We start from the raw sequence: 25,593 nt of genomic DNA, 5'->3' as shown, positions 1-25,593 counted from the left end.
CGGTTGCCGCGCAGTGTGGCGGGTGGTGACCCCGGCCCGATTCGAACGGGCGACCTTCCCCTTAGGAGGGGGACGCTCTATCCAGCTGAGCTACGGGGCCATTGGCAGCGGGGAAGGATACCGCGTCTGGCTGAATGGACCAAGCGCGGGGCGTTCTGCAGGACGTCCAGCACCAGTATTCTGCGCACATCCACCCCCTGCACTTATACCGTCGCCGCATGATGACCTTCTGGGAGAGCCTGTCTGCGCTCGGCGACAGCCGCGCCTTGTTTCCGCTTGCCACTGTACTCGCCTTGTTCCTGCCAACCTCTCACCGCCACCTGCTGTGGCGCTGGGCCGTGGCCATCACTGTGGTCGCCGCGACCACTCTGGCCAGCAAGATCGCCTTCATGGGCTGGGGTTTCGGGTTGGAGCATCTGGATTTCACCGGCATCTCCGGGCATGCCGCCATGTCCAGCGTGCTCTATCCCGTGACCTTATGGCTGCTGGCCAGCGGCCGCAGCCGACACTTGCGGGCCTGGGCCGTCGCTGGCGCGGGGCTTGCAGTCGCGATCGGATACTCTCGACTGCCTTTGCGGGCCCATTCCCCCTCCGAGATCATCATAGGACTCAGCCTCGGCCTGGCTGCGTCGGCTTGGGTGCTGCGTCACGGGCAGACGCTGGGCAACATCCTGGCGGTGCATGGCCGCGCCGCGTTGCTGACCATTGCCGCCGCCATGACCACGCCGATATTGCTCGCAGATTTACACACTCATGACCTCGTGAAGGCCGCTGCGAAGACACTGTCCGGCCGCACGCAGGCATTCGAGCGCCAGAATCTACGCGGCAATTCGTCGCTAGGCAGAAGCCATCATTAGGCACGAAGTTTCCACAAATCTTGACAGCAAGGGTTCATCCGCAGAATATGTGAAAGGAATTTCCCCTGACGGAGCAGGCCTCCCATGTTCAAGAAGACGATCGCAGTTGTGGCACTGGCGGCCCTGTCCGCCTCCCCGATGATGAGTTTCGCGCAGGAAGCGCAGGCTACGGCCGGCACGGAGGCTACTGCGGCTGAAGTTGCCGGCGCAGAAGCTGCTGGCGTCTCGACCGCTGCAGTCGTGGGCACCACCGTAATCGGCGTGGCCGCCGCTGCCGTTGCCTACAGCATCGGCGGCGACAGCACGAGCGGCAGCAATGACGGCGGCAGCGGCACTGATCCGGGCGGCCCGGGTCCGGGCGGCCCTGGTACGGGTGGCACCGGCGGTACGGGCGGCACCGGCGGTACGGGTGGCACCGGCGGCTGATCAGCGCACCGCGCACCACTCAGGCCCTCGCCGGGCGCGGCCCGGCGGGGGTTTTTTATGCCTGCCAGACTCTCATTCCCATGAACAACATCACCCCTCGCCTTCTTGCCGCTGCGTTGACCGCACTGGCACTGTCCAGCTGCGCGCTTGCGCCGGGACAGCACCTGCGCCGCAGCGACGTCGCCGTTGACCGCAAGAGCGGCGATGGTCAGCTGGAAATCGTCACCATCACGCCGAAGCTGATCGCGCAGGAAAACGCCGCGCGTACGCAGAATTCACTGCCGGCTGCATTGTTCGATTACCAGCCTGCACCGTACACGGTCGGCGCCGGCGACATTCTCTATGTCACCGTATGGGATCACCCGGAACTGACCGTGCCGGCCGGTCCCCAGCAGCAAGGCGCTTTGGCAGGGCGCCTTGTGCAGAGTGACGGCACGATGTTCTACCCATACATCGGCAAGGTCACAGCTTCAGGCAAGACGCCGATGCAGCTCCGCGAGGAGATCAGCACCCGCCTGGCCAAGTACGTGGAATCGCCCCAAGTGGACGTATCCGTCCTCACCTATGGCAGCCAGCGGGTCTGGGTGACAGGCGCTGCCCAGCGATCCTCGCCGATTGCTCTGGGCACCTCGCCGCTGACGCTGGCGGATGCGATCAGCCAGTCCGGACTGGACAACCAGCAGGCCGACTTGTCCGGCATCCAGCTCAGCCGGGAAGGCACCACTTACACGATCAATCTGGAAACCCTGGCCCGCGAGTTCGGCGGCCGCCAATTGCTCCTCAAGGATGGCGACTCCATCTTCGTTCCTTATCTGGATCGCAAAGAGATCTTCGTGGTGGGCGAAGTCAATCAGCCCGGCGCCTACAGCTTCCGCACGGGCGATGTCTCGTTGAACCAGGCACTGGGCCGTGCTCGCGGCCTGCTTCAACAGACCGCAAACGGCAACGCCGTGTATGTCATCCGCGGCAGCACGGACCTGCAGCAGGAGCCGTCGATGGTCTATCAGCTGGAGGCGCGCTCGCCGACCGCATTTGCTGCCGGCAGCCAGTTCCATCTACAGCCGGGCGACGTGGTATTTGTCGGCGCAGCCGGCGTCAGCCGTTGGAATCGCTTCGTAAATCAGCTGCTGCCCTTTACCAATATCCTGTACAACGCGGCGCGTACTGGAACCGAAATCAAGGACAACTGACATGGCTCGCATGGATGCGGCTTGCCACTGCCCAGCACATCGGGCCCGTGGCGCGGTGTTGCTGGTCATCGTCGCCGCCCTGCTGCTCACCGGGTGCACCACCGGCAGCCGTTCCACAGTGGACACCTTCCGGCTGATCACCCATCGCCCGGCACAGGCGACCGCAGAAGGCGTGGCCAACAACCGCTTCCCGCAGATGCAGGTAGAAACTCCTGACCTCACCGCAGTGGCGGTGTTGGGCTACATCGATGGAGGCCGCCAGCAGTGGTTCGCAGGCTCACATGCGGTGTTCGAAATGGACGCTCACGGCCTGCTGCTGGGTGGCAGCGGCCTGGGGCAGCAATGGCATGCGCGTATCGACGGCCCTTCGCCGTTCGAGGACCTGCGTACAGTGACCGCGCCCGTTACGGTGCAACGCCGCTATGACTGGGTTCCCGCCTACCAGGTCGACGTCGCCGTGACCGGCACACTGAGCAGGGGTGCACTGGAGCAGGTAGACATACTGGGTTCGCGTCGAACCCTGCAGCGGTTCGACGAGCGGCTACAGGGCGGCGGAATGAGTGGCCGCAATGTCTACTGGGCAGATCCGGTCACGGGCTTCATCTGGAAAAGCCGACAACATCTGGCACCCGGCCGCGTCGCAGAACTGACCCAGCTCAAACCCTATCGCACGGCCAAGGATTGAGCCATGACGTTCAGATTTCTCAACCCGGCAATCCTTGCCGCGCTGTTTGCTGCCACTGGCGTCCAGGCCGCGCAGATACATATTGAAGGTGCCGTCGAAGCAGCCGGGGAGTACGAGCTGAGCGCTGGCGCCCGTCTGGCCGACGGGCTACTGCTAGCCCGCCCAAACACCGACGCCTACCTACTGGGGACAAGCCTCGAACGCCCACATGCCCTGCAGGCCCAAGTGCGGCTGCGCGCGGGGCTGCAGTATGGCGTCGGGCAGCTGGCAGAGTCTGCCGACGCACAGGTAGTGACGCTAGCGCAGGCATTGCAGACCTGGCTGGAGACACATCCGGCCACCGGCCGGACGCCCATCGCCGGACCCGCACGACTGATCCAGGTCCAGCCCGCGAACAACCCGATACTAGTCACAGGCGATAGGCTGCGGTTCCCACTGCAGCCACGCACGATCACCGTCATGGGCGCAGTGGAGCAGGAATGCGAGCTGCCGCACGTCCCGCAGCGCGATGCGCGCGACTATATGGGTGACTGTCATCCCAGTCCTCTTGCTGACCGCAACGATATTTACGTGATCCAACCCGACGGGCGAATCCAGCAGCTGGGTATCGGCCTGTGGAACCGCGCAGATCCCCAGGCTGTCGCGCCTGGAGGTACGGTCTTCGTGCCCGTACGTGCGTCCCTCATCAAGCATATCGACCCGCTGTTCAACAGCGATTTCGCCACGTTCATCGCCACCCAGCCCATCAATCCGTGATGACCCAGCCCTGCCTGCGCGCGCCCCCGGTGCGCCCCGCCCGTTTCGCACTGAGCGCGCTCGCCTTGTCGCTGTCCTGCGCGCTGCATGCACAGGAGGCGCCGCCACCCACCGCCAACGAATGGGGCGGGATCGGCCTGTTGCAGACGCCTACCGCGCGCATGGCAAGCGACGGAGACCTGAGCTTTACGGCGTCATACAACGCTCCGTACGCCCGCTATAACCTGACCATGCAGCCATTCCCATGGCTGGAGGCGTCATTCCGCTACATCAATGTCAATAACTTACTGTACGGGCCCAGCGTTGCAGGCGATCAGCATTACAAGGACAAGTCGATCGACTTCAAACTGCGCCTATGGCAGGAATCACGCCTGCTGCCGGAGCTGGCCTTTGGTGTGCGCGATCTGGGTGGCACTGGATTCTTTTCCAGCGAATACCTGGTTGCCAACAAGAATTTCGGTCCGATCGATGCGTCGATCGGACTTGCCACCGGCTACATTGGCAACCGCGGCGACTTCTCCAATCCACTCGGCGCTATCGATGATCGCTTCAAGGACCGCCGCTCCATTGCCAACAGTGACATCACCCAGTCCGGCAAGTTCGGCCTGAGCAACATGTTCAAGGGGCCAGTTGGCGTTTTTGGCGGCATCACCTACCAGACGCCCATGGATGAGCTGCTGCTCAAAGTCGAATACGACGGCAACGACTACCGCCGCGAACCCCGCAACAACAACCTGCGCCAGCGCACGCCCGTCAACGTGGGCCTGGTCTATGTGCCAAACCGCAACGTAGAGCTGACTGCAGCCTGGGAGCGCGGCGACGCGGCGATGTTCTCGCTCACCCTGCGTGGCAACCCGGGCAATGCGCCTGCTGCACCGAAGCCGTTCGACCCGCCACCGCAGCGACTGCTGCCCGAGACGGCCGCCGTCGATCAGCGCGCATCAGTTGCCAACAGCGACGCTTCTGGTGCCGCACCTGGCACCAGCACCGATTGGGCAGCGATCAGCACCGAGCTGCAGCGCAATGCCGGCTTCCGTGTCGAACGCATTTCGCGCCGCGGCGACGAACTGTATGTCGACGGTTACCAGACCCGCTACCTGCATGCCGCCAAGGGCCTCGGACGCGCCACGCGCATTCTTGCCAACGCGACCGGCGATGACTACAACTGGTTCACCCTGCGTACCACCCGCGTGGGCATGCCGATCGCCGATCAGTCGATCAACCGCGAAGCGTTCGCGGGATACCTGGATGGCACGGTCAGCGAAGACGTACTGCGACGGAGCACGGAACTGCAGGCGCCTGACGCGCGCGCGCGCGAAACGCTTTACACACCCAAGCGCAACCCGTTCGGCGGCGGCTTCAACATCGGCTACCGGCAGAACCTTGGCGGCCCCGATGGCTTCATTCTGTACCAGGTCGCAGCCAACTATACGGGCAGCCTGTTCCTGCGCGACAACATCTGGCTGACCGGCACCATCAGTGCCGATGTCACCAACAATTACCACAAGTTCAAGTACAACGCCCCAAGCCGCCTGCCGCGCGTACGTACCGACATCCGCCAGTACCTGACCACCTCCGACATCATGCTGCCCAACCTGCAGGCCAACATCGCCGGGCGGCTGGCACCGGACCTGTATGGCATCGCCTACGCAGGCTACCTGGAGTGGATGTATGCTGGCGTCGGCGGCGAACTGCTGTATCGCCCAAGCGGCGAGCGCTGGGCGGTTGGCGCAAATCTCAACCGGGTGCAACAGCGCGACTATGACCAGCACTGGGGCCTTCGTGACTACCGCGTCACCACCGGCCACGCCACGTTCTATTACGCCTTCGACGCCCGTGAACGCATCATCGGCTCGCTATCGGTCGGCCAGTATCTGGCCGGCGACAAGGGCGCCACTCTGGACCTGGCCCGCGTATTCGACAACGGCGTGACAATGGGCGCGTATGCGACCAAGACCAATGTCTCGGCGCGCGACTTTGGTGAGGGCAGCTTCGACAAGGGTATCTACTTCAGCATTCCGCTCGATGGATTCCTGCCACGCTCCACGCGTGGCCGTGCGGCCTTCAATTGGAACCCGCTGATCCGCGATGGTGGCGCCATGCTCGGCCGCAAGTACGGCCTGTACGGCATGACTGGTGATCGCGACGAGCGCTTCTTCTACGACAATCTGCGTAACGTCGGGGAATGACAAAAGCCGGGAGCCTGGCGGCTCCCGGCCATTCGTCTGCAGCGCAACTTCAAAGAGCTTGTGCAATCAAAGGTAACGCACCCAGCTCTTCACCCCCTCATCCATCAGCGTGTAGACGTGCTCGAATGCAGCACGCTGCTGGCGATAGGGATCGGGAATCTCGCGATCGGACTGCCACTTTCCCAGCAGGAAGGTCTTGCCCGACGCCTCCGGCGCGATTTCGATGATGCGATGGACATGCTTGCGCTCCATCACCAGCACCAGATCCGAAGCTGCCAGGATGCCGCGGTCGATCTGCCGCGCACGATGGCTGCTGCCATCCAGGCCATGCTCGGTCAACAGCGCCTGCGCGGTGGCATCCACACCATGATTGACCAGGGCCCCCAGCCCGGCCGAGGACACCGTGATGCCCCTGCCGCTCACAGCCTCACGCAGCATCACTTCCGCCGACGGACTACGGCAGATGTTGCCGACACACACAACCAGAATATTCTTGAACACGGACAACGGCTTCCATCAATTCTTCAATACATGGCACGCAACACCTGGCCGCCCCTACAGACCGGGCACTTCCATCCGAGCGTGCCGCCACATGCCGGCAGCAGCCTCGCCTAGTATGCCGATTTCTGGCCCAGCACTTTGAAGGCCGTCATCAAAATGATCCGTACGTCCAGCGTCGGACTCCAGCGCCGGATGTAATCAATGTCGTACTGGACCCGCTTCTTCATCGAGCGCAACTCCGGTGTCTCACCACGCAATCCGTGGACCTGCGCCCAGCCGGTAATCCCCGGCTTCACATAGTGGCGATGCATGTAGCGCTCGATCACACGCTCGTAGTGATTGTTATGCTGAATCGCGTGCGGTCGCGGCCCAACCACCGACATGTTACCGCCCAGCACATTGAAGAACTGTGGCAGCTCATCCAGGCTGCTGCGACGCAGGAACGCACCGAACCGGGTCACTCGCGGATCACCGCGCGTCGCCTGGGTGATCTGCCCGGCGCCCTCTGCATGTACGCGCATGGAGCGGAACTTGAGCATCCAGAATTCCTTTCCGCCCAGTCCATGGCGCTTCTGGCGGAACAGCACCGGCCCCGGAGAACTCAGCTTCACACCAATGGCCAACACGGCAAACAAAGGCGCCAGCAGGATTACTGCCACGCCTGCAACCATGATGTCCTCGACGCGCTTGAACAAGCGGAATCGATGATCAACCAAGCCTTGGCGTACACCGATCATCGGCACATCACCCACCTGGTGCACACCAGGGTTCAGCGCCCCAAGGCCCGTGGTATCAGGAATCAGACGCACAGGCACCGGAAAACGCTCGATCTGCTTAAGCATGTCCTTGATGGCGCCAGCATGCCCCATCGGCAGAGACACCCATACCTGATCGAATTCGCCGCGGTGCTGATCCATGTACTGCGGGACGTCTTCCAGTCGCCCCAGCCTGCACGGCGCGTCCCCTCCGCGGCGGGTGGCGATATCGCCCGCACTGGCAAAGTAGCCGATGACGTCCTTGCCAAGCTCTGGCTTCCCGCGCAGCAGGCGATGCAACCTCAAAGCGGGAGCCCTTAGCCCAACCAGCAAGATGCGCTCGTGGTCCATTCCGCGCGAGCGCAGGCGATGCAACTGCACTCTCAGCAATACGCGCAGCGCCGCCATCGATGCCAGACCAAAGGCGTACCAGCCAATCAGCCATGTCGAGGGCACCACGTCGGCAAGCCCAACCAGCACGACGTAGAGCGAAAACAGCGCAAAGGTGGCAGACCACGCCAGCAACAGCAGCCAGAGGTCAGCGAGCAGCCCCCGGATGCGCCAGTTCCGATACAGCGGCGCCACGGAGAAACACACGATGGCGCTGAGAATCACCGCGCCAAACACGATTCGCTGGGAGGAGTCCGGCGCAGCTGCTCCATACAACACGATATGGGAAAGCACTGCCATGCCTGGCAGTAGCAACATGTCGCCCAGGCGTAGCCCCAACTCCAGGGCAGCCCGGGCTTCGACGCGGCGGCGGCCAGCCCGGGCCCGCTCTGCGGAAAGGTCTTCTACTGATCCCTGTAGCAACGCACTTCTCCATTCTCGGCTCGACGGGACGCGGAATTGTCTGCGGCCACGTGCGCGGACTCCCCAGCCAGCACGGAATCGTCGAGGTTGTGTCAATCAAATGTGGAGGAATTGTGGATGAAGTCTGGGCCAAAAGATAGGAATCCCGACTGGGCACAGGCTCGGACGAACGCCATGAAATCACCCTATCCAATTGAAAATATTGACAATTTCCAGTGTGTCAATTTGCATCAACATGCGTCATTTAGCGTCAAAAAATGAACGTCATTGCGCACTTTCACTGGCGCTCAATCCACCCCGCACCGCACCAAAGCCCAACCACCACCCTCTGCTACCATCGGCGGTTCTGTTCATCGCGTCCCCCACCTGCCCGCGATGGCGCCAAACAACGTAACGAAACACAGGAGTCTGCATGTCTTCCGAGCTGCTCAAGTCCCTTGGCCTGGACGCGATCAACGCTGGCACGTACCTGGGCAACGGGGAGTGGTCGAGCGCGACCAGCGGTGAGCTGATCACCCCGGTCAACCCGACCACCGGCGAGCCGATCGCGCAGGTCCGCGCGACCACCGAGGCCGAGTACGAGACCGTCGTCGCCCGTGCGCAGGAAGCCTTCAAGGTCTGGCGCACCACGCCTGCCCCGCGCCGCGGTGAGGCCGTGCGCCTGTGCGGCGAAGCGCTGCGCAAGCACAAGGATGCGCTGGGTTCGCTGGTCGCCCTGGAAATGGGCAAGAGCAAGCCGGAAGGCGACGGCGAAGTGCAGGAGATGATCGACATCGCCGATTTCGCCGTGGGCCAGAGCCGCATGCTGTACGGCTACACCATGCATTCCGAGCGCCCCGGCCACCGCATGTACGAGCAGTACCACCCGCTGGGCCTGGTCGGCATCATCTCGGCCTTCAACTTCCCGGTGGCGGTGTGGAGCTGGAACTCGTTCCTGGCGGCCATCTGTGGCGACGTGTGCATCTGGAAGCCGTCCAACAAGACGCCGCTGACCGCCATCGCCTCGCTGAAGATCTGCAACGACGCCCTGCGCGAAGCCGGTTTCCCGGACATCTTCTTCCTGATCAACGATGCCGGCACCGCGCTGTCGGAGAAGATGGTCGATGACCGCCGCGTGCCGCTGATCAGCTTCACCGGCTCGACCCAGGTCGGCCGCACCGTCAACGAAAAGGTCGCGCGCCGCCTGGGCCGCTGCCTGCTGGAGCTGGGCGGCAACAACGCCATCATCCTGGACGAAACCGCCGACCTGAAGCTGGCCGTGCCGGGCATCGTGTTCGGCGCCGTCGGTACCGCCGGCCAGCGCTGCACCACCACCCGCCGCCTGATCGTGCACCGCTCGATCTACGCCGACGTGCTGGCCACCCTGGTCAAGGCCTACAAGCAGGTGGAAGGCAAGATCGGCGACCCGACCGATGCCGCCAACCTGATGGGCCCGCTGAACAGCGACGGCGCCGTGCAGCAGTTCCTCGATGCCATCGCCCGGGCCAAGGCCGCCGGCGGCACCATCGAAACCGGCGGCACCCGCATCGACCGCGCCGGCAACTTCGTGCTGCCGGCGATCGTCTCCGGCCTGAAGAACAGCGACGCCGTGGTCCAGCACGAGACCTTCGCGCCGATCCTGTACGTGATGCCGTACGACACCCTCGACGAAGCCATCGACATGCAGAACGGCGTGCCGCAGGGCCTGTCGTCCTCGATCTTCACCCAGAACCTGAAGACCGCCGAGAAGTTCCTGTCGGCCGCCGGCAGCGACTGCGGCATCGCCAACATCAACATCGGCACGTCCGGTGCGGAGATCGGCGGCGCCTTCGGTGGCGAGAAGGACACCGGCGGTGGCCGCGAATCCGGTTCGGATGCGTGGAAGGTCTACATGCGCCGCCAGACCAACACCATCAACTATTCGGATTCGCTGCCGCTGGCACAGGGCATCAAGTTCGACCTGTAACGCTTTCTGTAGTGCCGGGCCATGCTCGGCAGGATGTGCCATGAACACCGCAGGAAATGCAGCCGAGCATGGCTCGGCGCTACAGGGTGGCAAGCCGGTGATTGATTTCACCGGCCGCCGCGTGCTCATCGCCGGTGGCAGCAAGGGCATTGGCCGTGAGATGGCGCTGGCATTTGCCGGCGCCGGTGCGCGGGTCTCGGTCTGCGCCCGCGGCCAGGTCGGCCTGGATGCCCTGCGTGCCGATGCAAAGGTACGGGGCGTCGAGTTGCACACGTTTCCTGCCGATCTGGGCGAGGCCAACCAGATCCAGGCCTGGCTGCAGGCTGCCGCCGATACACTTGGCGGCATCGATGTGCTGGTCAACAACGCCACCGGCTATGGCATGGCCGATGACGAGGACGGCTGGGCCGCCAGCCTGCAGATCGACCTGATGGCGGCGGTACGGGCCTCGCGCCTGGCACTGCCGTGGCTGCGCGCATCCAACGATGCCTGCATCCTCAACCTGTCCTCGATCGCCGCCCAGCAGCCGCGTCCCGGTGGCGCGCCCTACGCTGCCGCCAAGGCCGCGCTGTCGCACTACACCACCTCGCAGGCACTGGCGCTGGCCAAGGACCGGATCCGGGTCAATGCCATCGCCCCGGGCTCGATCAAGTTCGATGACGGCCTGTGGGATCGCCGCCGCACCGAAGATCCCGCGCTGTACCACGGCACCCTGGCGAAGATCCCGTTCGGCCGCTTCGGCCACCCGCGCGAGATTGCCGACGCCGCCCTGTTCCTGTGCTCGCCGCTGGCGCGCTGGATCACCGGCCATGTGCTCAACGTGGATGGCGGCCAGGTGTTGATGGGCTGATACCGGCACACCGGTCGCTGCCAACCTTGGTTGGCATGGCTTTCGTCGACCAAGGTCGACGCCTACCATGGCTGACATTCCGGTCGACGCCTGCCATCGCATCCGCCGGGCATGGGATTGCCCGGGCAGAGGCACTATCATGTGCACACTGCCAAGGAGGACCCCGATGAGCGTGGCACCCCGACAGACAAGCGCCCTGGCCGTGGTCAGCCTGGTCATGGGCATCGCCAGCTGGACCGTCCTGCCCTTCGTGGCCAGCATCGTGGCCATCATCACCGGCCACATGGCCCGCGCCGAGATCCGCCGCCGCCCGCATGAACTGGAAGGCGATGGCCTCGCCGTCACCGGCCTGGTGCTGGGCTGGGTGATGGTCGGCGCCGTGATCGCCGCCATCCTGGTCTTCATCCTGTTCTTCGGCGGCCTGGCCTGGCTCGCCGCGATGTCGAACTGATCATCATGACCACTTCCGACAGCACTGAACGCTTCAGCAGCCGCGTCGCCGACTATGTCCGCTACCGGCCCGATTACCCGCCCGCCCTGTTGGAGTGGCTGCATGGCCCGATGGGCGTCAGCCACGAGGCCGTGGTCGCCGACATCGGCGCCGGCACGGGTATTTCCAGTCGCCTGTTCCTGGCCAGCGGCCATCCAGTAGTCGTGGTTGAACCCAACGCCGCCATGCGGGGCGCGGCCGAGGAATGGCTGGCACCGCAGTACCCGCAGTTCCGTGCGGTGGACGGCCGCGCCGAGGCCACCACACTGGACGATGCCAGCATCGATCTGGTCAGCGTCGCGCAGGCCTTCCACTGGTTCGACACCGTGGCGGTGCGCGCCGAGTGGCAGCGCATCCTGCGCCCGGGTGGCCTGGCACTGATCTACTGGAACTCGCGCCTGCTCGACGCCAGCCCGTTCCTGATCGGCTACGAACAGCTGTTGCTGGACTACGGCACCGACTACACCGCGGTGGCCGAGCGCTACCAGGACGACGCCACCATGCAGGCCTGGTTCGGCCCCGGCCTGCGCGGCATGGTGGAGCTGCCGAACGTGCAATATCTGGATTTCGACGCCCTGCGCGGGCGCCTGCTGTCCTCCTCCTACGCACCCCAAGCCGGTCATCCGCGCCATGCGCCGATGATCGCCGCCCTGCAGGACCTGTTCGCCGCCCACGCGGTCGACGGCCAGGTTGCTTTTGAATATCGAACCCGAGCCTTCCTCGGCACGCTGGACTGAACCGACGCATGTATTCGCTTGCCCGCCCCTTCCTGTTCTCGCTCGACGCCGAGCGCGCCCACGGCCTTGGCCTGTCCGCACTGGACCTGGCCTATCGCACCGGCACCACGCCGCTGCTGGCCGCACGCATCGCGCCGATGCCGAGCACCGTGTTCGGGCTGACCTTCCCCAATCCGGTCGGCCTGGCCGCCGGCCTGGACAAGAATGGCGAGCACATCGATGCATTGTTCGCGCTGGGTTTTGGCTTCGTCGAGATCGGCACCATCACCCCGCGTCCGCAGGCCGGCAATCCGCAGCCGCGCCTGTTCCGCCTGCCGGCGCACAACGCAATCATCAACCGCATGGGCTTCAACAATGCGGGCGTGGACGCGCTGGTGCGCAACGTCGAACGCGCGCGCAACCGTCGCGGCCTGCTCGGCATCAACATCGGCAAAAACAAGGACACCCCCAACGAACAGGCGGTGGACGATTACATTGCCTGCTTGGACAAGGTGTATCCGCTGGCCGACTACATCACGGTCAACATCTCCTCGCCCAACACCGCCGGCCTGCGTGAACTACAGGAAGAAACCGCGCTGCGACAGCTGGTCAGCCAGCTGCGTGACCGCCAGGAAGCCCTGGCTGCGCAGCATGGTCGCCGCGTGCCGATGCTGGTGAAGGTGGCGCCGGACCTGAGCGAGCGCGACATCGATGCCGCCGCCCGCGTACTGGGCGAGCTGCAGGTGGACGGCGTGATCGCCACCAACACCACCATCGACCACAGCAAGGTGGCCGGCGACCCGCTGGCCAACGAGGCCGGCGGCCTGTCCGGTGCGCCGGTGCTGGAGCAGTCCACGCTGGTGCTGCGCCGCCTGCGTTCGCGCCTGCCCGAATCGGTACCGCTGATCGGTGTCGGCGGCATCCTGTCCGGTGCCGATGCGGTGGCCAAGATGGCCGCCGGCGCGGCGCTGGTGCAGTGCTACAGCGGCCTGATCTTCCGTGGCCCGGCGCTGGTCTCCGAATGCGTGGAGGCGATCCGTCGCCGCCGCGAAGCACCGAGCCGCGGCGCGGTGGCCCCACTGTGAGCGCGCCCATGGATACCGTCGACGGCAACGCACCGCTGCGCTGGACGCTCACCCGCAATGCGCCGCTGCAGGCGCTGAACACCTTCCATGTGCAGGCCAGCGCAGCGCAGCTGCTGGAGCTGCACGATCCCGTGCTGCTGCCGGACGTGCTCGCGCTGCCCGAGGTGGCCAACGGCCCGCTGCTGGTGCTGGGCAGCGGCAGCAACGTACTGATCGCCGAGGACCTGCCTGGCACGGTACTGGTGTTCGGCAACCGTGACATCAGTTTCCTTGAACACCGCGCCGACCATGCGGTGATCCGCGCCGGTGCCGGCGTGCCCTGGCACGGGCTGGTGATGTGGTCCCTGCAGGAGGGCCTGTCCGGCCTGGAGAACCTGGCGCTGATTCCCGGCACCGCCGGTGCCGCGCCGATCCAGAACATCGGCGCCTACGGCGCGCAGGTCGGCGAATTCATCCAGGCCGTCGAGGCCTGGGACTGCCAGGAGCGGGCCTGGGTGCGGCTGGACAACGAACAGTGTGGCTTCGCCTACCGCGACAGCGTATTCAAGCAGCAGCCTGATCGCTACCTGATCACCGCCGTCGAGCTCAAGCTGCCGCTGCTGCACGATCTGCGCATGGACTACGCCGGCATCCGCGAGGAACTGCAGGCGCAGGGCGTGGAATTGCCGAGCGCGGTGGACGTGGCCAATGCGGTGATCGCGATCCGCCGCCGCAAGCTGCCCGACCCGGATGTACTGGGCAACGCCGGCAGCTTCTTCAAGAACCCGGTGCTGCCGCTGGAACAGGTCGACGTGCTGCTGCAGCACTTCCCCGAACTGCCGGTGTTCCCGTCCGACCAGGACGGCAAGCGCAAGGTCTCGGCGGCATGGATGATCGAGTCCTGCGGCTGGAAGGGCTTCCGCGAAGGTGATGCCGGCGTGGCGCCGAGCCACGCACTGGTGCTGGTCAACCACGGCAACGCCACCGGTGCTGAACTGCTGGCGCTGGCGCGACGTATTTCCGCTTCGGTGCTGGAGAAGTTCGGCGTACCGATCGAACCGGAGCCCCGCCTGCTCGGCGCACAGTGGTGAACAGCCCCGCCCTCTCCCCCAGCGCCACCCCGATGCGGGCGGCGCTGCTGATGCTCGGCAGCACCATGGCATTTGGCCTGATGGCGGTGGCCATCCGCTATGCCACGCGCTACGTGCCGACCCAGGAAGTAGCGTTCTTCCGCAATGCGTTCGGCCTGCTCGCGTTGCTGCCGATGCTGCTGCGCCCCGGCCACGCGCCGCTGAAGACCCAGCAGCTGCCACGCTATTTCGTGCGCAGTGCGATCGGGCTGGGCTCGATGCTGTGCGCGTTCTGGGCACTGGGCCACCTGCCGTTGGCGCAGGCGGTTTCGCTGTCGTACTCCACGCCGTTGTTCGTCACCATCGCTGCCGTGCTGTGGCTGGGCGAGACCGTGCGCGTACGGCGCTGGGCTGCAGTGGTGGTCGGCTTCATCGGCGTGCTGGTGATCGTGCGCCCCGGTACCGCCGGCTTCACCGCGGGCAGCCTGGTAGCGGTGGCTGCCGCCGTGCTCAGCTCGCTGGTGGCGATCCAGATCAAGCAGCTGACCCGTATCGACAGCGCCGATACCGTGGTGCTCTATACCTACGTGTTCTGGGTGCCGCTGTCGCTGCTGCCTGCCCTGTTCGTCTGGGTCTGGCCCACCGGCGTGGCGTGGCTGTGGCTGTTGGCCACCGGCGTGCTCGGCACGGTCGGCCAGCTGCTGTGGACGCGGGCGCTGCGCCTGGGCGAAGTCTCGGCGCTGACCCCGATCAGCTTCCTGCAGCTGCCGCTGGTGACGCTGTGCGGCTGGCTGCTGTTCAACGAAACGGTGGACCGCTGGACGATCATCGGCGCCGGCATCATCCTTGCCGCGAACGCCTACATCGCCCACCGCGAAGCCGTACTGTCGCGGCGTGCCGCAAGTGCAGCGGCCTCGGCAGCGGCCAAGCCCGCCGAGTAGATCCACGCCACACGTGGATGACGCTGCACTCCTCTGTAGAGCCGAGCCTACGCTCGGCTGCTCTTCGCGCCTCCACCGTTGACTGAGCGCGCAGGGTTCATCCACGCATGGCGTGGATCTACAGCGCGCGATACACCCGCTCCGCCGCATCGAACACATTGCCCGGTGCGAACTGCTCGCCCAGGTAGTGCAGCGACTGCCTGCGCAACTGCGGCGAACGCTCCTCACCGTCGCTGCCCAGCAGCACCTGCTGGAACTCGATCAGGTCCTGGAGAATGCGCCAGTGCCGGTACCAGGCGATCCAGCGCGGGTCGCCGCGGTCGCTGCCGTAGCCGTCCTCGAAGCCCAGCGGACTCTCGCGCCCCCAGCGCCCGCCAACAGCCGCACCGATGAACATCAAGTCGCGCTCGCGCGGTGCCAGCGACAGGCCATCCCAGTCAATCAGGTGCAGGCCCCCGTCATTGCCCATCAGCAGGTTGCCGGCATGCAGATCGGTGTGGCACAGATGCAGCTCTACCGGCACGTCCTGCAATGCCGCGAGCAGCTCCCGTGCCTGCGCATGCAGCGCCGCGATGCGCGCATGCTGCCGGTCCCATACCGAAACGAAGGCGCGGCCCAGCCCGTCCTTCGCGGCCGCCAGGCCCTCGCCAGCCAGCCATTGCCCAACGGTTTCCAGCGCCGCGGTTTCCAGCCGTACGATCGGCAGCGCCTGCTGCAGGTCCGCTGGCAGCTGCGCGCCGTGCAGGCGCCGCAGCACCTCCCCCAGCCGTTTCCACTGCGTGCGGCTCAACGCCGCCTCGAACCCGGACTGGCCTTCCACATAAGGGAACAGGGTGAACTGCAATCCCCAACGCTGCACCGACGCACCACCGGTCAATGCCGGCCACGGCGCGACGATCTCATCGATGCCCAGCGTGCCGCGCATCCAATGCAGGCTGTCCCACACTGCGGGGTCAACCTGGTAGGTGCGGCATTTCAACCACCACTGCCCGTGCCGCGCATCGACGCGATACACGCTGGCATTGGCGTCGGCACCCACCGGGCGTGGTACCACGGCGGTGGGGGTGATGCCATAGGATTGTTGCAGGACTTCGCCGAGATGCTGCGCCGAAGCGAATGACATGGATGCAAGCGGAAAGTGTTACCTGCCGCCACTATCGCAGATGCACTCGCCACGACACAGACATGTCCGTCACAACATCGCCTCGGCACAACCAGAGAACTAGCCTGCGATGCGCCGCATCACCGCCTCCAGCGGGCCGCGTGCGAACTGCCACGACCACAGCCATGCCGCGCCGGTCGCCAGCATCAGGAACAGCAGTGCCCACAGCAGCACCGACGCCAGCGATGCACGGCCATCAAGCAGGTCCAGGCTTTCCAGCGTGCCCATGCCCAGCAGGATATGGCCGACATACAGGGTCAGGGTCATGCGCCCGGCCGCGGTGAACGGCTCCAGCCAGTCCCCCGGTCGCACACGCGTCAGCCACAGGCAGGCGGCAATGACACTGCACGCCGCGCCCGCACCCGTGAGTACGTAGGCCGGTCCCGGCGGCATCGGCTGCGTTCCCAGCCACGCCTGCCAGAGCGTTCCCTGCCCAAGCTGCTGCACGCCATGTCCAGCCGCGATCAGCAGCAGGCCCAGCACCAGCAGCGCGCGCTGGACCCGCGGCTGCGACAGCTGCAGGCGTGCCAGCAGCATCCCCAGCAGGAAGAAGCACAGCCACGGCAGCAGCGGATGGAAGCCGTTGAACAGCAGGTTGCGGGCCGCGCCCGGCCATTGCCACAGACCGGTGTATTCCAGCGCCTGCCAGTTCCATCCCTGGCTGTAGTCCCAGTGCAGCAACGCCCAGAACGAACAGGCCGCCAGGCCCACGATGCTGGCCAGCAACACCTGCGGCGAGGCACGCAGCCACAGCACGGCCAACGCGAAATACACCGCGTAGTAGTGCAGGATATCGGCTGGGAACAGGGTCAGGTTGAGCAGGCCCAGCACCATCAGGAACAGTGCGCGCCGCCAGGTCTGCACACTGGCCGGCCACCACCCCTGCCGCTGCGTGGCCAGCACCAGGCCAAGACCGGCCAGGGTGACGAATGTCGCCGAGGCTTTGCCTTCCAGCAGATGGAAGAACCCTGCCAACCAGCCCTCACCCTCTGCCGGCACGGCCATCGCCAGGCGGAAGTTGACCAGCACCATGCCGGCCAAGGCCAGGTAGCGCGCCAGATCAAGGCCGTGCAATCGCCGGTCAACGGCGCTCATGCGCGTGCCCCGAGCAGCAGCGCGAGCAGGCCAAGATCCAGCGATGCCTCCTCGGTGCCATCGGCTTCGCCCAGCCCCCGACGCAGCGCATCGCTTTCGATGGCATCCAGCAGCACCTGCGCCTGCAGTGCCGCTGCCAGCACGGGGCGCCGCCGCTCGCGTTGCGCCACCTGCTGCAGGGCTTCGGCCAGCGTCGCCTGCAATTGCCTGCGATTGGCCGCAAATGCCTCGGCCACGGCCGGATTGCGTGCGCTCTCGGCCAGCACTTCGACGGCAAGCGTCGCCCATTCCGGCTGGCGGCACAGTGCATGGAAGTCCTGAAGGAAAACCAGTACCTGTGCACGCTCGCCATCGGACGCGGCCAGTCGCTGCAGCAACGGTGCCAGTTCTTCGCTCTCGGCCACCGCCACTGCAAGGATGATCGCTTCCTTGCCCGGGAAGTGGTTGTAGAGATTGCCAAGGCTGACACCGGCCGCCTGCGCGATGTCACGCATGCTGGTCTGGTGGAATCCCCTTGCGACGAAGCACTGCAGTGCCGCCTGCAGGATCAGGATCATGCGCTGCTCATTGCGGTCGATTCTGCTCATGCCACAAATAGTGAACGAACGTTCGTCCATTTTGAAGAGGGTAACCCGGCCACCACCGGGCTTCGTTCAGGCAGCCTTGACCTCAACCGCTGTTGAGGCCCGATGCTGCCCGCCCCGCCCAACGCTCAACCCGGAGTTGCTGCATGCCACGGATGATCTCCACCCTGCTCGACAGCCGCGTGCTGTGGTTCCTCGCCCGACTGCTGCTGGCCGTGGTGTTCCTGTCCTCGGGTCTAGCCAAGCTGCTGGCGTGGGACAACAGCGTGGCCGAAATGCAGGCGGCCGGGCTGCAACCGCCCGCGCTGTTCAACATCGCCAGCGCCGTGGTGCTGCTGGGTGGCTCACTGTGCCTGCTGCTCGATCGCCTGCTATGGCTGGGCAGCGGCGCGCTGGCGGTGTTCATGCTGCTGACCATCGTCATCGTGCATACCTTCTGGACCAAGCACGGCGCGGAACAGCAGCTGGCGCTGTTCTTCGCGCTGGAACACCTGAGCGTGGTCGGTGGCCTGATCTGCGCGGCCATCGCCAGCCATGCGCGGGCTCAGAAGAACTCGTCGAGCAACCGGTAGAACGCCAGCCGACGCTCGTCGACCAACGCGCCGTAGCGCTGGAACAACGGCGCCACCCAACGCGTGTCGCCGAAGTTGTGAACCAGGCTGCGCGCGGCCAGCGCCAGGTCCTGGTAGCGGTCGGCCACGCCCAGCCGCCCACAGTCGATGAAACCACTGAAACGCCCCTCGACCGCCATCAGGTTCGGCAGGCACGCATCGCCATGGCTGACCACCAGATCTTCATGGTCGGGCCGGGTGCTGCACAGTTCGGCGAACACCTGCTGTGCGCTCTGCCCCAGGCGCTCGTCATCGAAGTCATCGGCGTCGACCAGACCCGCCTCGACGCGGGCGGCGGCAGCCTGCAAGCGCGAGGCCAATCGCTGGTCGAACGGACAGGCTGCCACCGGCAACACATGCAGCCTGCGCAGCGCGTCAGCCAGCAGTTCCACCAACTGCTGCGGCGCAAGTTCCGGCGACGAGGCCAGGTCGCGGCCGGGCAGCGCGCTCATCAGCAACCAGCGCCGGCCCGCTTCTTCGGCGGTGGCAATCACCGTTGGCGCCGGCAGTCCCTGTGCCTGCAGCCAGCGCAGGCGCGCGATCTCATCGCCCAGCTCACTGAAGGCGTCGATCACTTCCGACTTCAGGAAGGCATCGGGCTGGCCTGGCTGCTGCACACGGGCAACATCCGCACGCGACACGCCGATCGACTGCCGCTCGATGCGCGCATCGGCCAACGCTTCCTGCCACGCCCGCGGCAGCGGCAGGCCATCAGTGAAGGGATCGGGTGCTCCCATGTCGGGATGCTCCTGTTGCTGGGGACCCTACGGATTCTCGCCGATCCCGAAGCACACCGCCCAGCAGAGCGCGCAATGGGAGGCCTGACCAAACTGACCTGGCTGTCAGTGGTCAGTACATCCCAGCACCTGCAGCAGCTGCGACGGCTACTACCACAGTACCGTTGCCAGCTCGACAAGATCGCCTCGATCATTACCGCTGAACGCAGCAACCTGCGTGCGTTCGCCGACTGGGACACCGTTCTGGCAGTCGATTGAGGCTGCCGCAGTACAACAAGGAAGCAACATGAAATTGATGGTCATCGGCGCCAGCAGGGGCCTGGGTCGGGCGTTCGTGGAAGGCCTGTGCAGTGCGGGCGACACCGTCATCGGCGTTTCGCGCAAGCGTCCACGCGATCTTGAATGCCCCGAGGGTGTCACTCTGCAGTGGATCGAGGCCGATCTGTCCCAACCCACCTTGGCTGCCAATCACATCGCAGCGCAGGCACCGGCCGATCTGGATGTGCTGATCCACAACCTGGGCATCTGGGAAGAGACCGCCTTCAGCGACGAGTACGCCTTCCTCGAAGAGAGCGATGCCGCGCTCACCCAACTGGTCGACGTCAACATCACCGCCACCTTGGTGCTGCTGCAGCGCCTGCTGCCGCGAGTGCTCGGCGCACCACGCCCGCAGCTGGTGCTGACCGGATCAACCTCGGCACTGCCGCGCAGTGGCCGCCCGGAAGTGGCGTTCGGCGCATCCAAGTTCGCACTCAACGGCATCGCCGATGCACTGCGCGAGGGCTTCCGCGATCGCCGCCTGGCGGTGACCAGCCTGCAGCTGGGCTACCTCAACACCGACGATGCACTGTCGGTGCCGGTTGCAGAGGCTGCAGCGCGCGGCGACGGCGAATTAGTGCCCGTGCATGACGTCGTTGCGATGGTGCGCGCGTTGCTGCGGTTGTCACCGTCCGGCTTCGTGCGCGAACTGGTGCTGCCGGCCATCGCCGACCCGCGCTACTGACCGCTCCTGCGTGCGCCGGACTCAACCTCCTCGCGCAACAGGTACCCAAGCACGATGGCGGTCAGCACAGTTGCCATCGCCAGGACACACAGCTGGCCACGGACGGCCTCCATGTACGCTTGGGCCAGCACCGTTCTCGAAACGCCGGGCAACGCCTCCACCGCTCCCCCCAAGTCGCCCATGGACAGCCTGTGCACGGCGGACCGGGCCACGATGTCGGCCTCCAGCGCTACGCTCCCGCCGATCCGGGCCGAGAGCATGATGCCGACAAGTGCGAGGGCAATGGAATCGCCTGCCAGTCGCATCGCATTGAAGATGCCAGCAGCCATGCCTGCCTGCTCCTTGCCGACCACGCTGACCGCCAGGCCATCCATGATCCCCCAGGGCAAGCCGATGCCGATTCCGATGACCAGCATCGGCATCCAGCGCACCGACGGGATCTGGAACACCTGCGCCAACCATGCCAGCCCAAGTGCACTGATCAGCAGGCCCGCACAGCACAGCGTCCGCGCCGGTATCCACCGCAGCAGGTAACCGGCAACCAGGGGAACAACCAGCAATGGCGCAGACAGTGCTGCCATCGCCAGTCCAGCCTCGGTGGGTCGCAGTCCTTCAACACCGATGAAGCCAGCCGGTAGCACGACCAGAAGGACGACGTAGGAGAACGCAGGGGCGGCGGCCAGAATCTGCACCCCAACAAAACGCCGGTTGCGGAACAGCCCGAGATCCAGCAGCGGCGTTCGATGGGAGCGCTCGACGGCAATGAACACGCCCAGCAACACCACCGTGAGCGCCAGCAGCACCAGCGTCTGCGGATGCAACATGCCACGTTCCGGCAGCACGATCATGGCGTAGGTGAGTGAGCCCAGCGCCAGCATGAAAGTGATGGCCCCCAGCCAATCCAGGCGCGGCGAACCGGCGTTTCTCGATTCCACGGATGACATGGCGACCAGCGGTACGGTCAGCGCCGCCAGCAACGCAGGCAGGAAGAACACCCATTCCCAGCCCAGCGCATCGATCAACCCGCCCGCCAGCAGCGGACCGCCTGCGGCCCCTGCACCAAAGGTGGTGCCGATCAGGCTGAAAACCCTTGCCCGCGCCTGGCCGTCGAACACCTGCGCCAACGACGCCATCGCACCAGCAAACGCTGCCGACGCGGCCATCCCCTGAAGCAGTCGCAGGGCATTGATCCACGCCACATTGGGCATCAAGGGAATCAGGCCGGTGACGAGCGCAAACAACGCGCCGCCCAGAATCCAGATCCGGCGCCTGCCATGCAGATCGGCCAGCCCACCAGCCACCAACGTGGTGCAGCCGTAGGTCAACAGGTAGGCGTTGATGATCCAGGACAACGCCGAAGGGGAACCGCCCAGTGCATCCCGGATGGCAGGAATGCCCACGGCGGGGCTGGCAATGCTCAAGGGAATCGTGAGCGCCGTCAGACAGCCCGCCAGCACCACGCCAAAGCGTGATGATCCGGCCGTCTCAGCAGAGGCAACAGACATGTCGATGAAGCTCCAGCGTGGCCAAGCGCCACCGCATTGATGCTATCGACGACGTTATTGCGGAAGAATCCATCATTCTGTCCATGCTTTAATGACACTAACGTCATCAATGGCCAGGTCATGGACAGCTTTGCCGGTCTCAGCCTCTTCGTTCTGGTTGCCGAGGCACGCAGCTTCGCGGCCGCAGCACGACAGCGTGGCATCACCCCTTCGGCAGCCAGCAAGACCGTCGCCCGGCTGGAAGAGCGCCTGGGCGCCCGCCTGCTGAATCGCAATACCCGCAGTGTCAGCCTGACTGCCGAAGGTGAGCAGTTCCTTGAACGCTGCCGTCGCATCATGCTCGAGGTTGCTGCGGCGGAGCGCGAACTGACCGACGCCCACGCCGCGCCCAGCGGTCGCCTGAAGGTCAGTCTTCCACTCGCCAGCGGGCTGATGCTGCCGGTGCTTTCAGCGTTTGCGCACCGCTTCCCTGCCATCGAACTCGACCTGCACTTCAGCGACCGCCTGGTCGATGTCATCGAGGAAGGCTTCGATGCCGTTGTCCGCACCGGCAGCCCCGCCGACTCCCGGCTGCACGGCCGCAACCTCGGCAGCACCCGCCTGTTGTGCGTGGGCGCGCCTGCCTACTTCGCCCAGCGCGGCACGCCGCAGCACCCGGATGACCTGAGCGGCCACGCCTGCCTTCTCCATCGCTTTCCCGGCACCGGCCTGCTCGAACGCTGGCCACTGCCCGCGCAGCAGGGAGGCACTGAGCCGCGGCTGACTGCCGCAATGACCGCCAATCATCTTGAGACGATCCTGCACATGGCCATCGATGGCCATGGCATTGCCTGCCTGCCCGACTTCGCCACGCGTGATGCGCTGGACCGCGGTGCGCTCGTCAGCGTTCTGGACCCATGGAGCACCGAGCGAAGCACCTTCTGGGCCCTCTGGCCAAGCCATCGCCATCAGCAGCCACGTGTACGCGCGTTCGTGGATTTCATGGCCGAACACCTCCTGCCCGAACGCAGCCAGTGCAATTGAACCTGCGCCCTGCTGCGACTACGCTGCGGGTCACTGGCCGTCGGTCACAGGCGGGAACCTGCTATGGATGCGCTTTCACGGGTCTCGTCCCAGGTCCTGGACAGCGCCCTGCCCAGCCTGCCGCTGTATCTGCTGCAGGCCACGGCGGTGATCGGCATGATCGGCGTGCTGCTGATCGCCACCCGTCGCGCTGGCCATGCCATTGAAGGCCGCCGCCTGTACGTGGGCGTGGCGCTGGGCCTGATCTACCTGTTCAACGCCTGGTTCGTAGCCCGCTACACCCAGGGCGTGGTCAAGCTGCACCTCGGCTTCGACATCCTGCTGGTCAGCGGACTGCTCGGCGGCTGGCGCGGCGGCCTGGCCTGCCTGGGTGCCAGCCTGCTGGCCCGATACCAGTTCGCCGGCACCCAGTATTTTCTGCCAGCCGGCCTCGAGGCCACGCTGCAGATGCTGGCAGGCGTCTGGCTGCGCAGGCGCCTGCACCCGCGCATGCTCAATGAACTCTCGCTGCGCATGATCCTGCAGGCCTGGGGCGTGCGTATCGTCGTCACTGCGTTGGGCCTGGCACTGGGCGTCGCAATCATCGGCGTCCATCAGCTGCCCGTGGAGGAGTTGGCAATCCAGCGCCTGCTGGCACTGCCGCTGTCACTGCTGATGCTGGGCGCAGTGTTCGCACTGGTCTACAACGATGCGCAGATCGATGCACAGCGCCAGCGCGAACACGCCTGGCTGCGCATCGATCCGATCAGTGGCCTGCCCAACATGCGTGCGCTCGGCGAACGCCTGCAGCATTACTGGCGCGACAACGACGGCATCGGCAAGGCCTGCCTGATCGTGGCCGAGATGGGCAACCTGCGCGACCTGCGCCTGCGCTACGGTCCGCTGCAGGACAACGGCCTGTGGCAGCGCGACAGCACCGAAGAGGTGCATCGGCTGCTGCCCTCGCTGCCGGCCGGACAACTGGAGATCTACCAGTTCGGCGATGCCGCGCTGGCGATCCTGGTGCGCGACCTGACCTTGTCCGAACTGCGCACGCAACCGCAGATCACCGACCTGGCCAGCAACCTGGCCGATCAGGTCGGCCGCGATTGGCCCGGCTTCCGGCCGCTGTTCCGCTGCGCGGTAGTCGAACTGAAGCCACCGGGCGCGGCAGACGATGGCCACCTGCCCTTCCGGGCAATCACCGTGGCGCTGAGTGCGATCGAATCCGGCGTCGTGTTCTTCGACGACCCGATCCAGCGCGACAGCGAGATCGATGCCCTGATTGAAGTCGCCCTTGATCGCTGGCTGCAGCAGGGCGACGCCCCGCTGTGCTACCAGCCCAAGCATCGCCTGCAGGATCGCCAGCTGGTAGGCGCCGAAGCACTGCTGCGCATGCGCGACGGCGAGGGTCGGCTGATCGCGCCGATGCGGGTGATCTCGCTGCTGCGCCGGCAGGGGCGGCTGGCTGAACTGGAATGGGCCACGCTGCAGTCGGCCATCCACTTCCTGCAGCAGTGCCGACGCGATGGCACGCAGCTGAAAATCGCCGTGAATGTTTCGGCCGAGTCACTGCGCCTGCCCGGCTTCGGCCTGCGCCTGCAGGAACTGCTGCAGCTGCACGATGTGCCCGGCGTGATGCTGCGCCTGGAGATCGTCGAGTGGACCGAGATCGTCGAGCGCGACGTGGTCGATGCCAACATCGCACAGCTGCTGGCGGCGGAGGTCACGTTGTCACTGGATGATTTCGGCGCTGGCTATTCAACCCTGATCCTGCTCTCGCAGCTGGCCATCGCCGAGGTCAAGATCGAGCAGGCGCTGATCGCCACACTGTCCGACGCCAAGTCGCAGTCGATCGTGCGCTTCATCGTCGAAGTCGCGCACCGCTGCGGTGCAATCGTGGTGGCCGAAGGTACCGAGACCCTGGCGCAGGAACAGCAACTGCGCGCACTGGGTGTGGATGTCGGCCAGGGCTATCTGTACTCGGCGGCGCTGCCGGCCGACGAGTTCCGCCGCTTCGCTACCAGCTAGACCGCGTAGAAACCCAGGAACATCGCCACCGCCGATTCGGCCACGCGTGCACGCTCCTGTGCGCTCAACGGTGCCTGCCCCATCGTCACCTGTGGCCAGAACGCGAAGCTCTTCACCAGCCCGTGCAGCTGGTGGCCGGCGAACTCCGGATCGACCTCGCGCAGTCGGCCATCGGCGATGGCCGCGCGGATCCAGGCACTCTCGCCGCTTTCCTTTTCGCCCATGCGGCAGACGATGGCCTGCGCGCGCTCCGGTGAGTGGATGATCTCGGCCATCGCCACCCGCGCCAGGTCAATGAAGTTGGCATCGCTGAGCAGTTCCAGCTTCTGGCCCAGCAACTGCAGCAGCTGCGCCTGCAGCGGCTGGTCGGCGCGGTACGGTAACGCGTCGCTGGCCACGCTGCGTTCCCAGAGCTCCTCCAGGATCATTGAGAACAACGCTTCCTTGCTGGGAAAGTGGTTGTAGACGGTGCGCTTGGAGACCCCGGCCGCCTCGGCGATGCGGTCCATGCTGGTGGCCTCGTAGCCCGAGGCACGGAACTCCTCCACCGCCGCGCGCACGATGGCGTCGCGTTTACGGTCGGTCAGGCGTTGCGGGGCACGGGGCATGGCAGAA

26 protein-coding genes and 1 tRNA gene are annotated in these 25,593 nt (G+C 65.5%); 18 read left to right on the top strand and 9 right to left on the bottom strand.

What is annotated here, in order from left to right:
• Positions 1-23 precede the first annotated feature (23 nt).
• Positions 24-100 (bottom strand) — tRNA-Arg (locus tag ARC63_RS13365).
• Between the two features lie 118 nt (positions 101-218).
• Here ARC63_RS13365 and ARC63_RS13360 point away from each other — a divergent pair.
• The 6 genes from ARC63_RS13360 (at position 219) to ARC63_RS13335 (ending at position 6,103) form a co-directional block, all read left to right on the top strand.
• Positions 219-857 carry a phosphatase PAP2 family protein gene (locus tag ARC63_RS13360; protein ID WP_057503563.1) on the top strand — a complete coding sequence of 213 codons (639 nt, stop codon included), beginning with the start codon at positions 219-221 and terminating at the stop codon, positions 855-857.
• Between the two features lie 84 nt (positions 858-941).
• Positions 942-1,283: a hypothetical protein gene (locus ARC63_RS23280; protein ID WP_057503544.1), complete on the top strand. Its 342-nt coding sequence runs from the start codon at positions 942-944 to the stop codon at positions 1,281-1,283.
• Between the two features lie 80 nt (positions 1,284-1,363).
• The gene (locus ARC63_RS13350; protein ID WP_049436285.1) at positions 1,364-2,473 is read left to right on the top strand and encodes a polysaccharide biosynthesis/export family protein; all 1,110 of its coding nucleotides are present in this window, start codon (positions 1,364-1,366) and stop codon (positions 2,471-2,473) included.
• Between the two features lies 1 nt (position 2,474).
• Entirely contained in the window at positions 2,475-3,158 is a 684-nt protein-coding gene (locus ARC63_RS13345) for a YjbF family lipoprotein (protein WP_057503543.1), read from the top strand.
• A 3-nt stretch (positions 3,159-3,161) separates the two neighbouring features.
• Positions 3,162-3,914 (top strand): capsule biosynthesis GfcC family protein, encoded by a 753-nt coding sequence (locus ARC63_RS13340; RefSeq protein ID WP_057503542.1) that lies wholly within the window; start codon positions 3,162-3,164, stop codon positions 3,912-3,914.
• Positions 3,914-6,103, top strand: a complete 2,190-nt coding sequence (locus ARC63_RS13335) for a YjbH domain-containing protein (protein WP_057503541.1) — start codon at positions 3,914-3,916, stop codon at positions 6,101-6,103. Before ARC63_RS13340 ends, ARC63_RS13335 begins: the two co-directional genes overlap by 1 nt.
• A 66-nt stretch (positions 6,104-6,169) precedes the next feature.
• On the opposite strand, the gene ARC63_RS13330 is transcribed toward ARC63_RS13335, so the two are convergent.
• Entirely contained in the window at positions 6,170-6,604 is a 435-nt protein-coding gene (locus ARC63_RS13330) for a low molecular weight protein-tyrosine-phosphatase (RefSeq protein WP_029550852.1), read from the bottom strand.
• Between the two features lie 110 nt (positions 6,605-6,714).
• Positions 6,715-8,067: an undecaprenyl-phosphate glucose phosphotransferase gene (locus ARC63_RS13325; protein WP_228355267.1), complete on the bottom strand. Its 1,353-nt coding sequence runs from the start codon at positions 8,065-8,067 to the stop codon at positions 6,715-6,717.
• Between the two features lie 517 nt (positions 8,068-8,584).
• Between ARC63_RS13325 and amaB the strand changes: the two genes are divergently transcribed.
• The 7 genes from amaB (at position 8,585) to ARC63_RS13290 (ending at position 15,248) form a co-directional block, all read left to right on the top strand.
• The gene (amaB, locus tag ARC63_RS13320; RefSeq protein WP_057503540.1) at positions 8,585-10,117 is read left to right on the top strand and encodes an L-piperidine-6-carboxylate dehydrogenase; all 1,533 of its coding nucleotides are present in this window, start codon (positions 8,585-8,587) and stop codon (positions 10,115-10,117) included.
• Between the two features lie 40 nt (positions 10,118-10,157).
• Positions 10,158-10,967: an SDR family NAD(P)-dependent oxidoreductase gene (locus tag ARC63_RS13315; RefSeq protein ID WP_057503539.1), complete on the top strand. Its 810-nt coding sequence runs from the start codon at positions 10,158-10,160 to the stop codon at positions 10,965-10,967.
• Between the two features lie 166 nt (positions 10,968-11,133).
• The gene (locus ARC63_RS13310; RefSeq protein WP_010484694.1) at positions 11,134-11,418 is read left to right on the top strand and encodes a DUF4190 domain-containing protein; all 285 of its coding nucleotides are present in this window, start codon (positions 11,134-11,136) and stop codon (positions 11,416-11,418) included.
• A 5-nt stretch (positions 11,419-11,423) separates the two neighbouring features.
• Entirely contained in the window at positions 11,424-12,194 is a 771-nt protein-coding gene (locus tag ARC63_RS13305; RefSeq protein WP_057503538.1) for a class I SAM-dependent methyltransferase, read from the top strand.
• Between the two features lie 8 nt (positions 12,195-12,202).
• Positions 12,203-13,258 carry a quinone-dependent dihydroorotate dehydrogenase gene (locus ARC63_RS13300; RefSeq protein ID WP_019338469.1) on the top strand — a complete coding sequence of 352 codons (1,056 nt, stop codon included), beginning with the start codon at positions 12,203-12,205 and terminating at the stop codon, positions 13,256-13,258.
• 8 nt (positions 13,259-13,266) lie between these two features.
• Complete coding sequence (murB, locus tag ARC63_RS13295) at positions 13,267-14,328, top strand: UDP-N-acetylmuramate dehydrogenase (protein WP_057503562.1); 1,062 nt, start codon at positions 13,267-13,269, stop codon at positions 14,326-14,328.
• Positions 14,329-14,360: 32 nt separating this feature from the next.
• Complete coding sequence (locus ARC63_RS13290) at positions 14,361-15,248, top strand: DMT family transporter (RefSeq protein ID WP_019338467.1); 888 nt, start codon at positions 14,361-14,363, stop codon at positions 15,246-15,248.
• Between the two features lie 118 nt (positions 15,249-15,366).
• Here the strand turns inward: ARC63_RS13290 and ARC63_RS13285 are convergent, their stop codons facing one another.
• The 3 genes from ARC63_RS13285 to ARC63_RS13275 form a co-directional block, all read right to left on the bottom strand.
• Positions 15,367-16,371 (bottom strand): aminoglycoside phosphotransferase family protein, encoded by a 1,005-nt coding sequence (locus ARC63_RS13285; protein WP_057503537.1) that lies wholly within the window; start codon positions 16,369-16,371, stop codon positions 15,367-15,369.
• Positions 16,372-16,470: 99 nt separating this feature from the next.
• Positions 16,471-17,505, bottom strand: coding sequence for a DUF418 domain-containing protein (locus tag ARC63_RS13280; protein ID WP_057503536.1), 1,035 nt, complete (start codon positions 17,503-17,505; stop codon positions 16,471-16,473).
• Positions 17,502-18,092 carry a TetR/AcrR family transcriptional regulator gene (locus ARC63_RS13275; RefSeq protein WP_057503535.1) on the bottom strand — a complete coding sequence of 197 codons (591 nt, stop codon included), beginning with the start codon at positions 18,090-18,092 and terminating at the stop codon, positions 17,502-17,504. Before ARC63_RS13275 ends, ARC63_RS13280 begins: the two co-directional genes overlap by 4 nt.
• 143 nt (positions 18,093-18,235) lie before the next feature.
• Between ARC63_RS13275 and ARC63_RS13270 the strand changes: the two genes are divergently transcribed.
• Entirely contained in the window at positions 18,236-18,661 is a 426-nt protein-coding gene (locus tag ARC63_RS13270) for a DoxX family protein (RefSeq protein WP_049436298.1), read from the top strand.
• Here ARC63_RS13270 and ARC63_RS13265 read toward each other — a convergent pair.
• The gene (locus ARC63_RS13265) at positions 18,634-19,437 is read right to left on the bottom strand and encodes an APH(3')-II family aminoglycoside O-phosphotransferase (protein ID WP_057503534.1); all 804 of its coding nucleotides are present in this window, start codon (positions 19,435-19,437) and stop codon (positions 18,634-18,636) included. The two genes, ARC63_RS13270 and ARC63_RS13265, sit on opposite strands and share 28 nt — an antisense overlap.
• Positions 19,438-19,512: 75 nt before the next feature.
• On the opposite strand from ARC63_RS13265, the gene ARC63_RS23730 reads away from it, so the two are divergent.
• Positions 19,513-19,695: a hypothetical protein gene (locus ARC63_RS23730; protein ID WP_057503533.1), complete on the top strand. Its 183-nt coding sequence runs from the start codon at positions 19,513-19,515 to the stop codon at positions 19,693-19,695.
• 28 nt (positions 19,696-19,723) lie between these two features.
• Positions 19,724-20,440: an SDR family NAD(P)-dependent oxidoreductase gene (locus tag ARC63_RS13255; protein WP_057503532.1), complete on the top strand. Its 717-nt coding sequence runs from the start codon at positions 19,724-19,726 to the stop codon at positions 20,438-20,440.
• Here the strand turns inward: ARC63_RS13255 and ARC63_RS13250 are convergent.
• A complete protein-coding gene (locus ARC63_RS13250) occupies positions 20,434-21,945 on the bottom strand; it encodes an MFS transporter (protein ID WP_057503531.1) in 1,512 nt (503 codons plus the stop codon). The two genes, ARC63_RS13255 and ARC63_RS13250, sit on opposite strands and share 7 nt — an antisense overlap.
• Before the next feature lie 120 nt (positions 21,946-22,065).
• On the opposite strand from ARC63_RS13250, the gene ARC63_RS13245 reads away from it, so the two are divergent.
• On the top strand, positions 22,066-22,968 hold the full coding sequence (locus ARC63_RS13245; protein WP_057503530.1) for a LysR substrate-binding domain-containing protein: 903 nt from the start codon (positions 22,066-22,068) through the stop codon (positions 22,966-22,968).
• 63 nt (positions 22,969-23,031) lie between these two features.
• Positions 23,032-24,978, top strand: coding sequence for an EAL domain-containing protein (locus ARC63_RS13240; RefSeq protein WP_057503529.1), 1,947 nt, complete (start codon positions 23,032-23,034; stop codon positions 24,976-24,978).
• Here the strand turns inward: ARC63_RS13240 and ARC63_RS13235 are convergent.
• Positions 24,975-25,586: a TetR/AcrR family transcriptional regulator gene (locus tag ARC63_RS13235; RefSeq protein ID WP_010484672.1), complete on the bottom strand. Its 612-nt coding sequence runs from the start codon at positions 25,584-25,586 to the stop codon at positions 24,975-24,977. The two genes, ARC63_RS13240 and ARC63_RS13235, sit on opposite strands and share 4 nt — an antisense overlap.
• Between the last annotated feature and the right edge of the window lie 7 nt (positions 25,587-25,593).

It is taken from the genome of Stenotrophomonas geniculata ATCC 19374 = JCM 13324 (assembly GCF_001431625.1).
Lineage (GTDB): Bacteria > Pseudomonadota > Gammaproteobacteria > Xanthomonadales > Xanthomonadaceae > Stenotrophomonas > Stenotrophomonas geniculata.
Note: the sequence above shows the minus strand (reverse complement) of the source record. Positions and strands in the feature narration are given on the sequence as shown.

Coding starts and splice junctions, on each gene's coding strand:
- ARC63_RS13315 (WP_057503539.1), top strand. CDS start 10,158: ATGAACACCGCAGGAAATGCAGCCGAGCATGGCTCGGCGCTACAGGGT.
- ARC63_RS13285 (WP_057503537.1), bottom strand. CDS start 16,371: ATGTCATTCGCTTCGGCGCAGCATCTCGGCGAAGTCCTGCAACAATCC.
- ARC63_RS13335 (WP_057503541.1), top strand. CDS start 3,914: ATGACCCAGCCCTGCCTGCGCGCGCCCCCGGTGCGCCCCGCCCGTTTC.
- ARC63_RS13265 (WP_057503534.1), bottom strand. CDS start 19,437: ATGGGAGCACCCGATCCCTTCACTGATGGCCTGCCGCTGCCGCGGGCG.
- ARC63_RS13250 (WP_057503531.1), bottom strand. CDS start 21,945: ATGTCTGTTGCCTCTGCTGAGACGGCCGGATCATCACGCTTTGGCGTG.
- ARC63_RS13350 (WP_049436285.1), top strand. CDS start 1,364: ATGAACAACATCACCCCTCGCCTTCTTGCCGCTGCGTTGACCGCACTG.
- ARC63_RS23730 (WP_057503533.1), top strand. CDS start 19,513: ATGGGAGGCCTGACCAAACTGACCTGGCTGTCAGTGGTCAGTACATCC.
- ARC63_RS13305 (WP_057503538.1), top strand. CDS start 11,424: ATGACCACTTCCGACAGCACTGAACGCTTCAGCAGCCGCGTCGCCGAC.
- ARC63_RS13245 (WP_057503530.1), top strand. CDS start 22,066: ATGGACAGCTTTGCCGGTCTCAGCCTCTTCGTTCTGGTTGCCGAGGCA.
- ARC63_RS13345 (WP_057503543.1), top strand. CDS start 2,475: ATGGCTCGCATGGATGCGGCTTGCCACTGCCCAGCACATCGGGCCCGT.
- ARC63_RS13360 (WP_057503563.1), top strand. CDS start 219: ATGATGACCTTCTGGGAGAGCCTGTCTGCGCTCGGCGACAGCCGCGCC.
- ARC63_RS13325 (WP_228355267.1), bottom strand. CDS start 8,067: ATGTTGCTACTGCCAGGCATGGCAGTGCTTTCCCATATCGTGTTGTAT.
- ARC63_RS13270 (WP_049436298.1), top strand. CDS start 18,236: ATGCCACGGATGATCTCCACCCTGCTCGACAGCCGCGTGCTGTGGTTC.
- ARC63_RS13280 (WP_057503536.1), bottom strand. CDS start 17,505: ATGAGCGCCGTTGACCGGCGATTGCACGGCCTTGATCTGGCGCGCTAC.
- ARC63_RS13235 (WP_010484672.1), bottom strand. CDS start 25,586: ATGCCCCGTGCCCCGCAACGCCTGACCGACCGTAAACGCGACGCCATC.
- ARC63_RS13275 (WP_057503535.1), bottom strand. CDS start 18,092: ATGAGCAGAATCGACCGCAATGAGCAGCGCATGATCCTGATCCTGCAG.
- ARC63_RS13310 (WP_010484694.1), top strand. CDS start 11,134: ATGAGCGTGGCACCCCGACAGACAAGCGCCCTGGCCGTGGTCAGCCTG.
- murB (WP_057503562.1), top strand. CDS start 13,267: ATGGATACCGTCGACGGCAACGCACCGCTGCGCTGGACGCTCACCCGC.
- ARC63_RS23280 (WP_057503544.1), top strand. CDS start 942: ATGTTCAAGAAGACGATCGCAGTTGTGGCACTGGCGGCCCTGTCCGCC.
- ARC63_RS13255 (WP_057503532.1), top strand. CDS start 19,724: ATGAAATTGATGGTCATCGGCGCCAGCAGGGGCCTGGGTCGGGCGTTC.
- amaB (WP_057503540.1), top strand. CDS start 8,585: ATGTCTTCCGAGCTGCTCAAGTCCCTTGGCCTGGACGCGATCAACGCT.
- ARC63_RS13240 (WP_057503529.1), top strand. CDS start 23,032: ATGGATGCGCTTTCACGGGTCTCGTCCCAGGTCCTGGACAGCGCCCTG.
- ARC63_RS13300 (WP_019338469.1), top strand. CDS start 12,203: ATGTATTCGCTTGCCCGCCCCTTCCTGTTCTCGCTCGACGCCGAGCGC.
- ARC63_RS13340 (WP_057503542.1), top strand. CDS start 3,162: ATGACGTTCAGATTTCTCAACCCGGCAATCCTTGCCGCGCTGTTTGCT.
- ARC63_RS13290 (WP_019338467.1), top strand. CDS start 14,361: ATGCGGGCGGCGCTGCTGATGCTCGGCAGCACCATGGCATTTGGCCTG.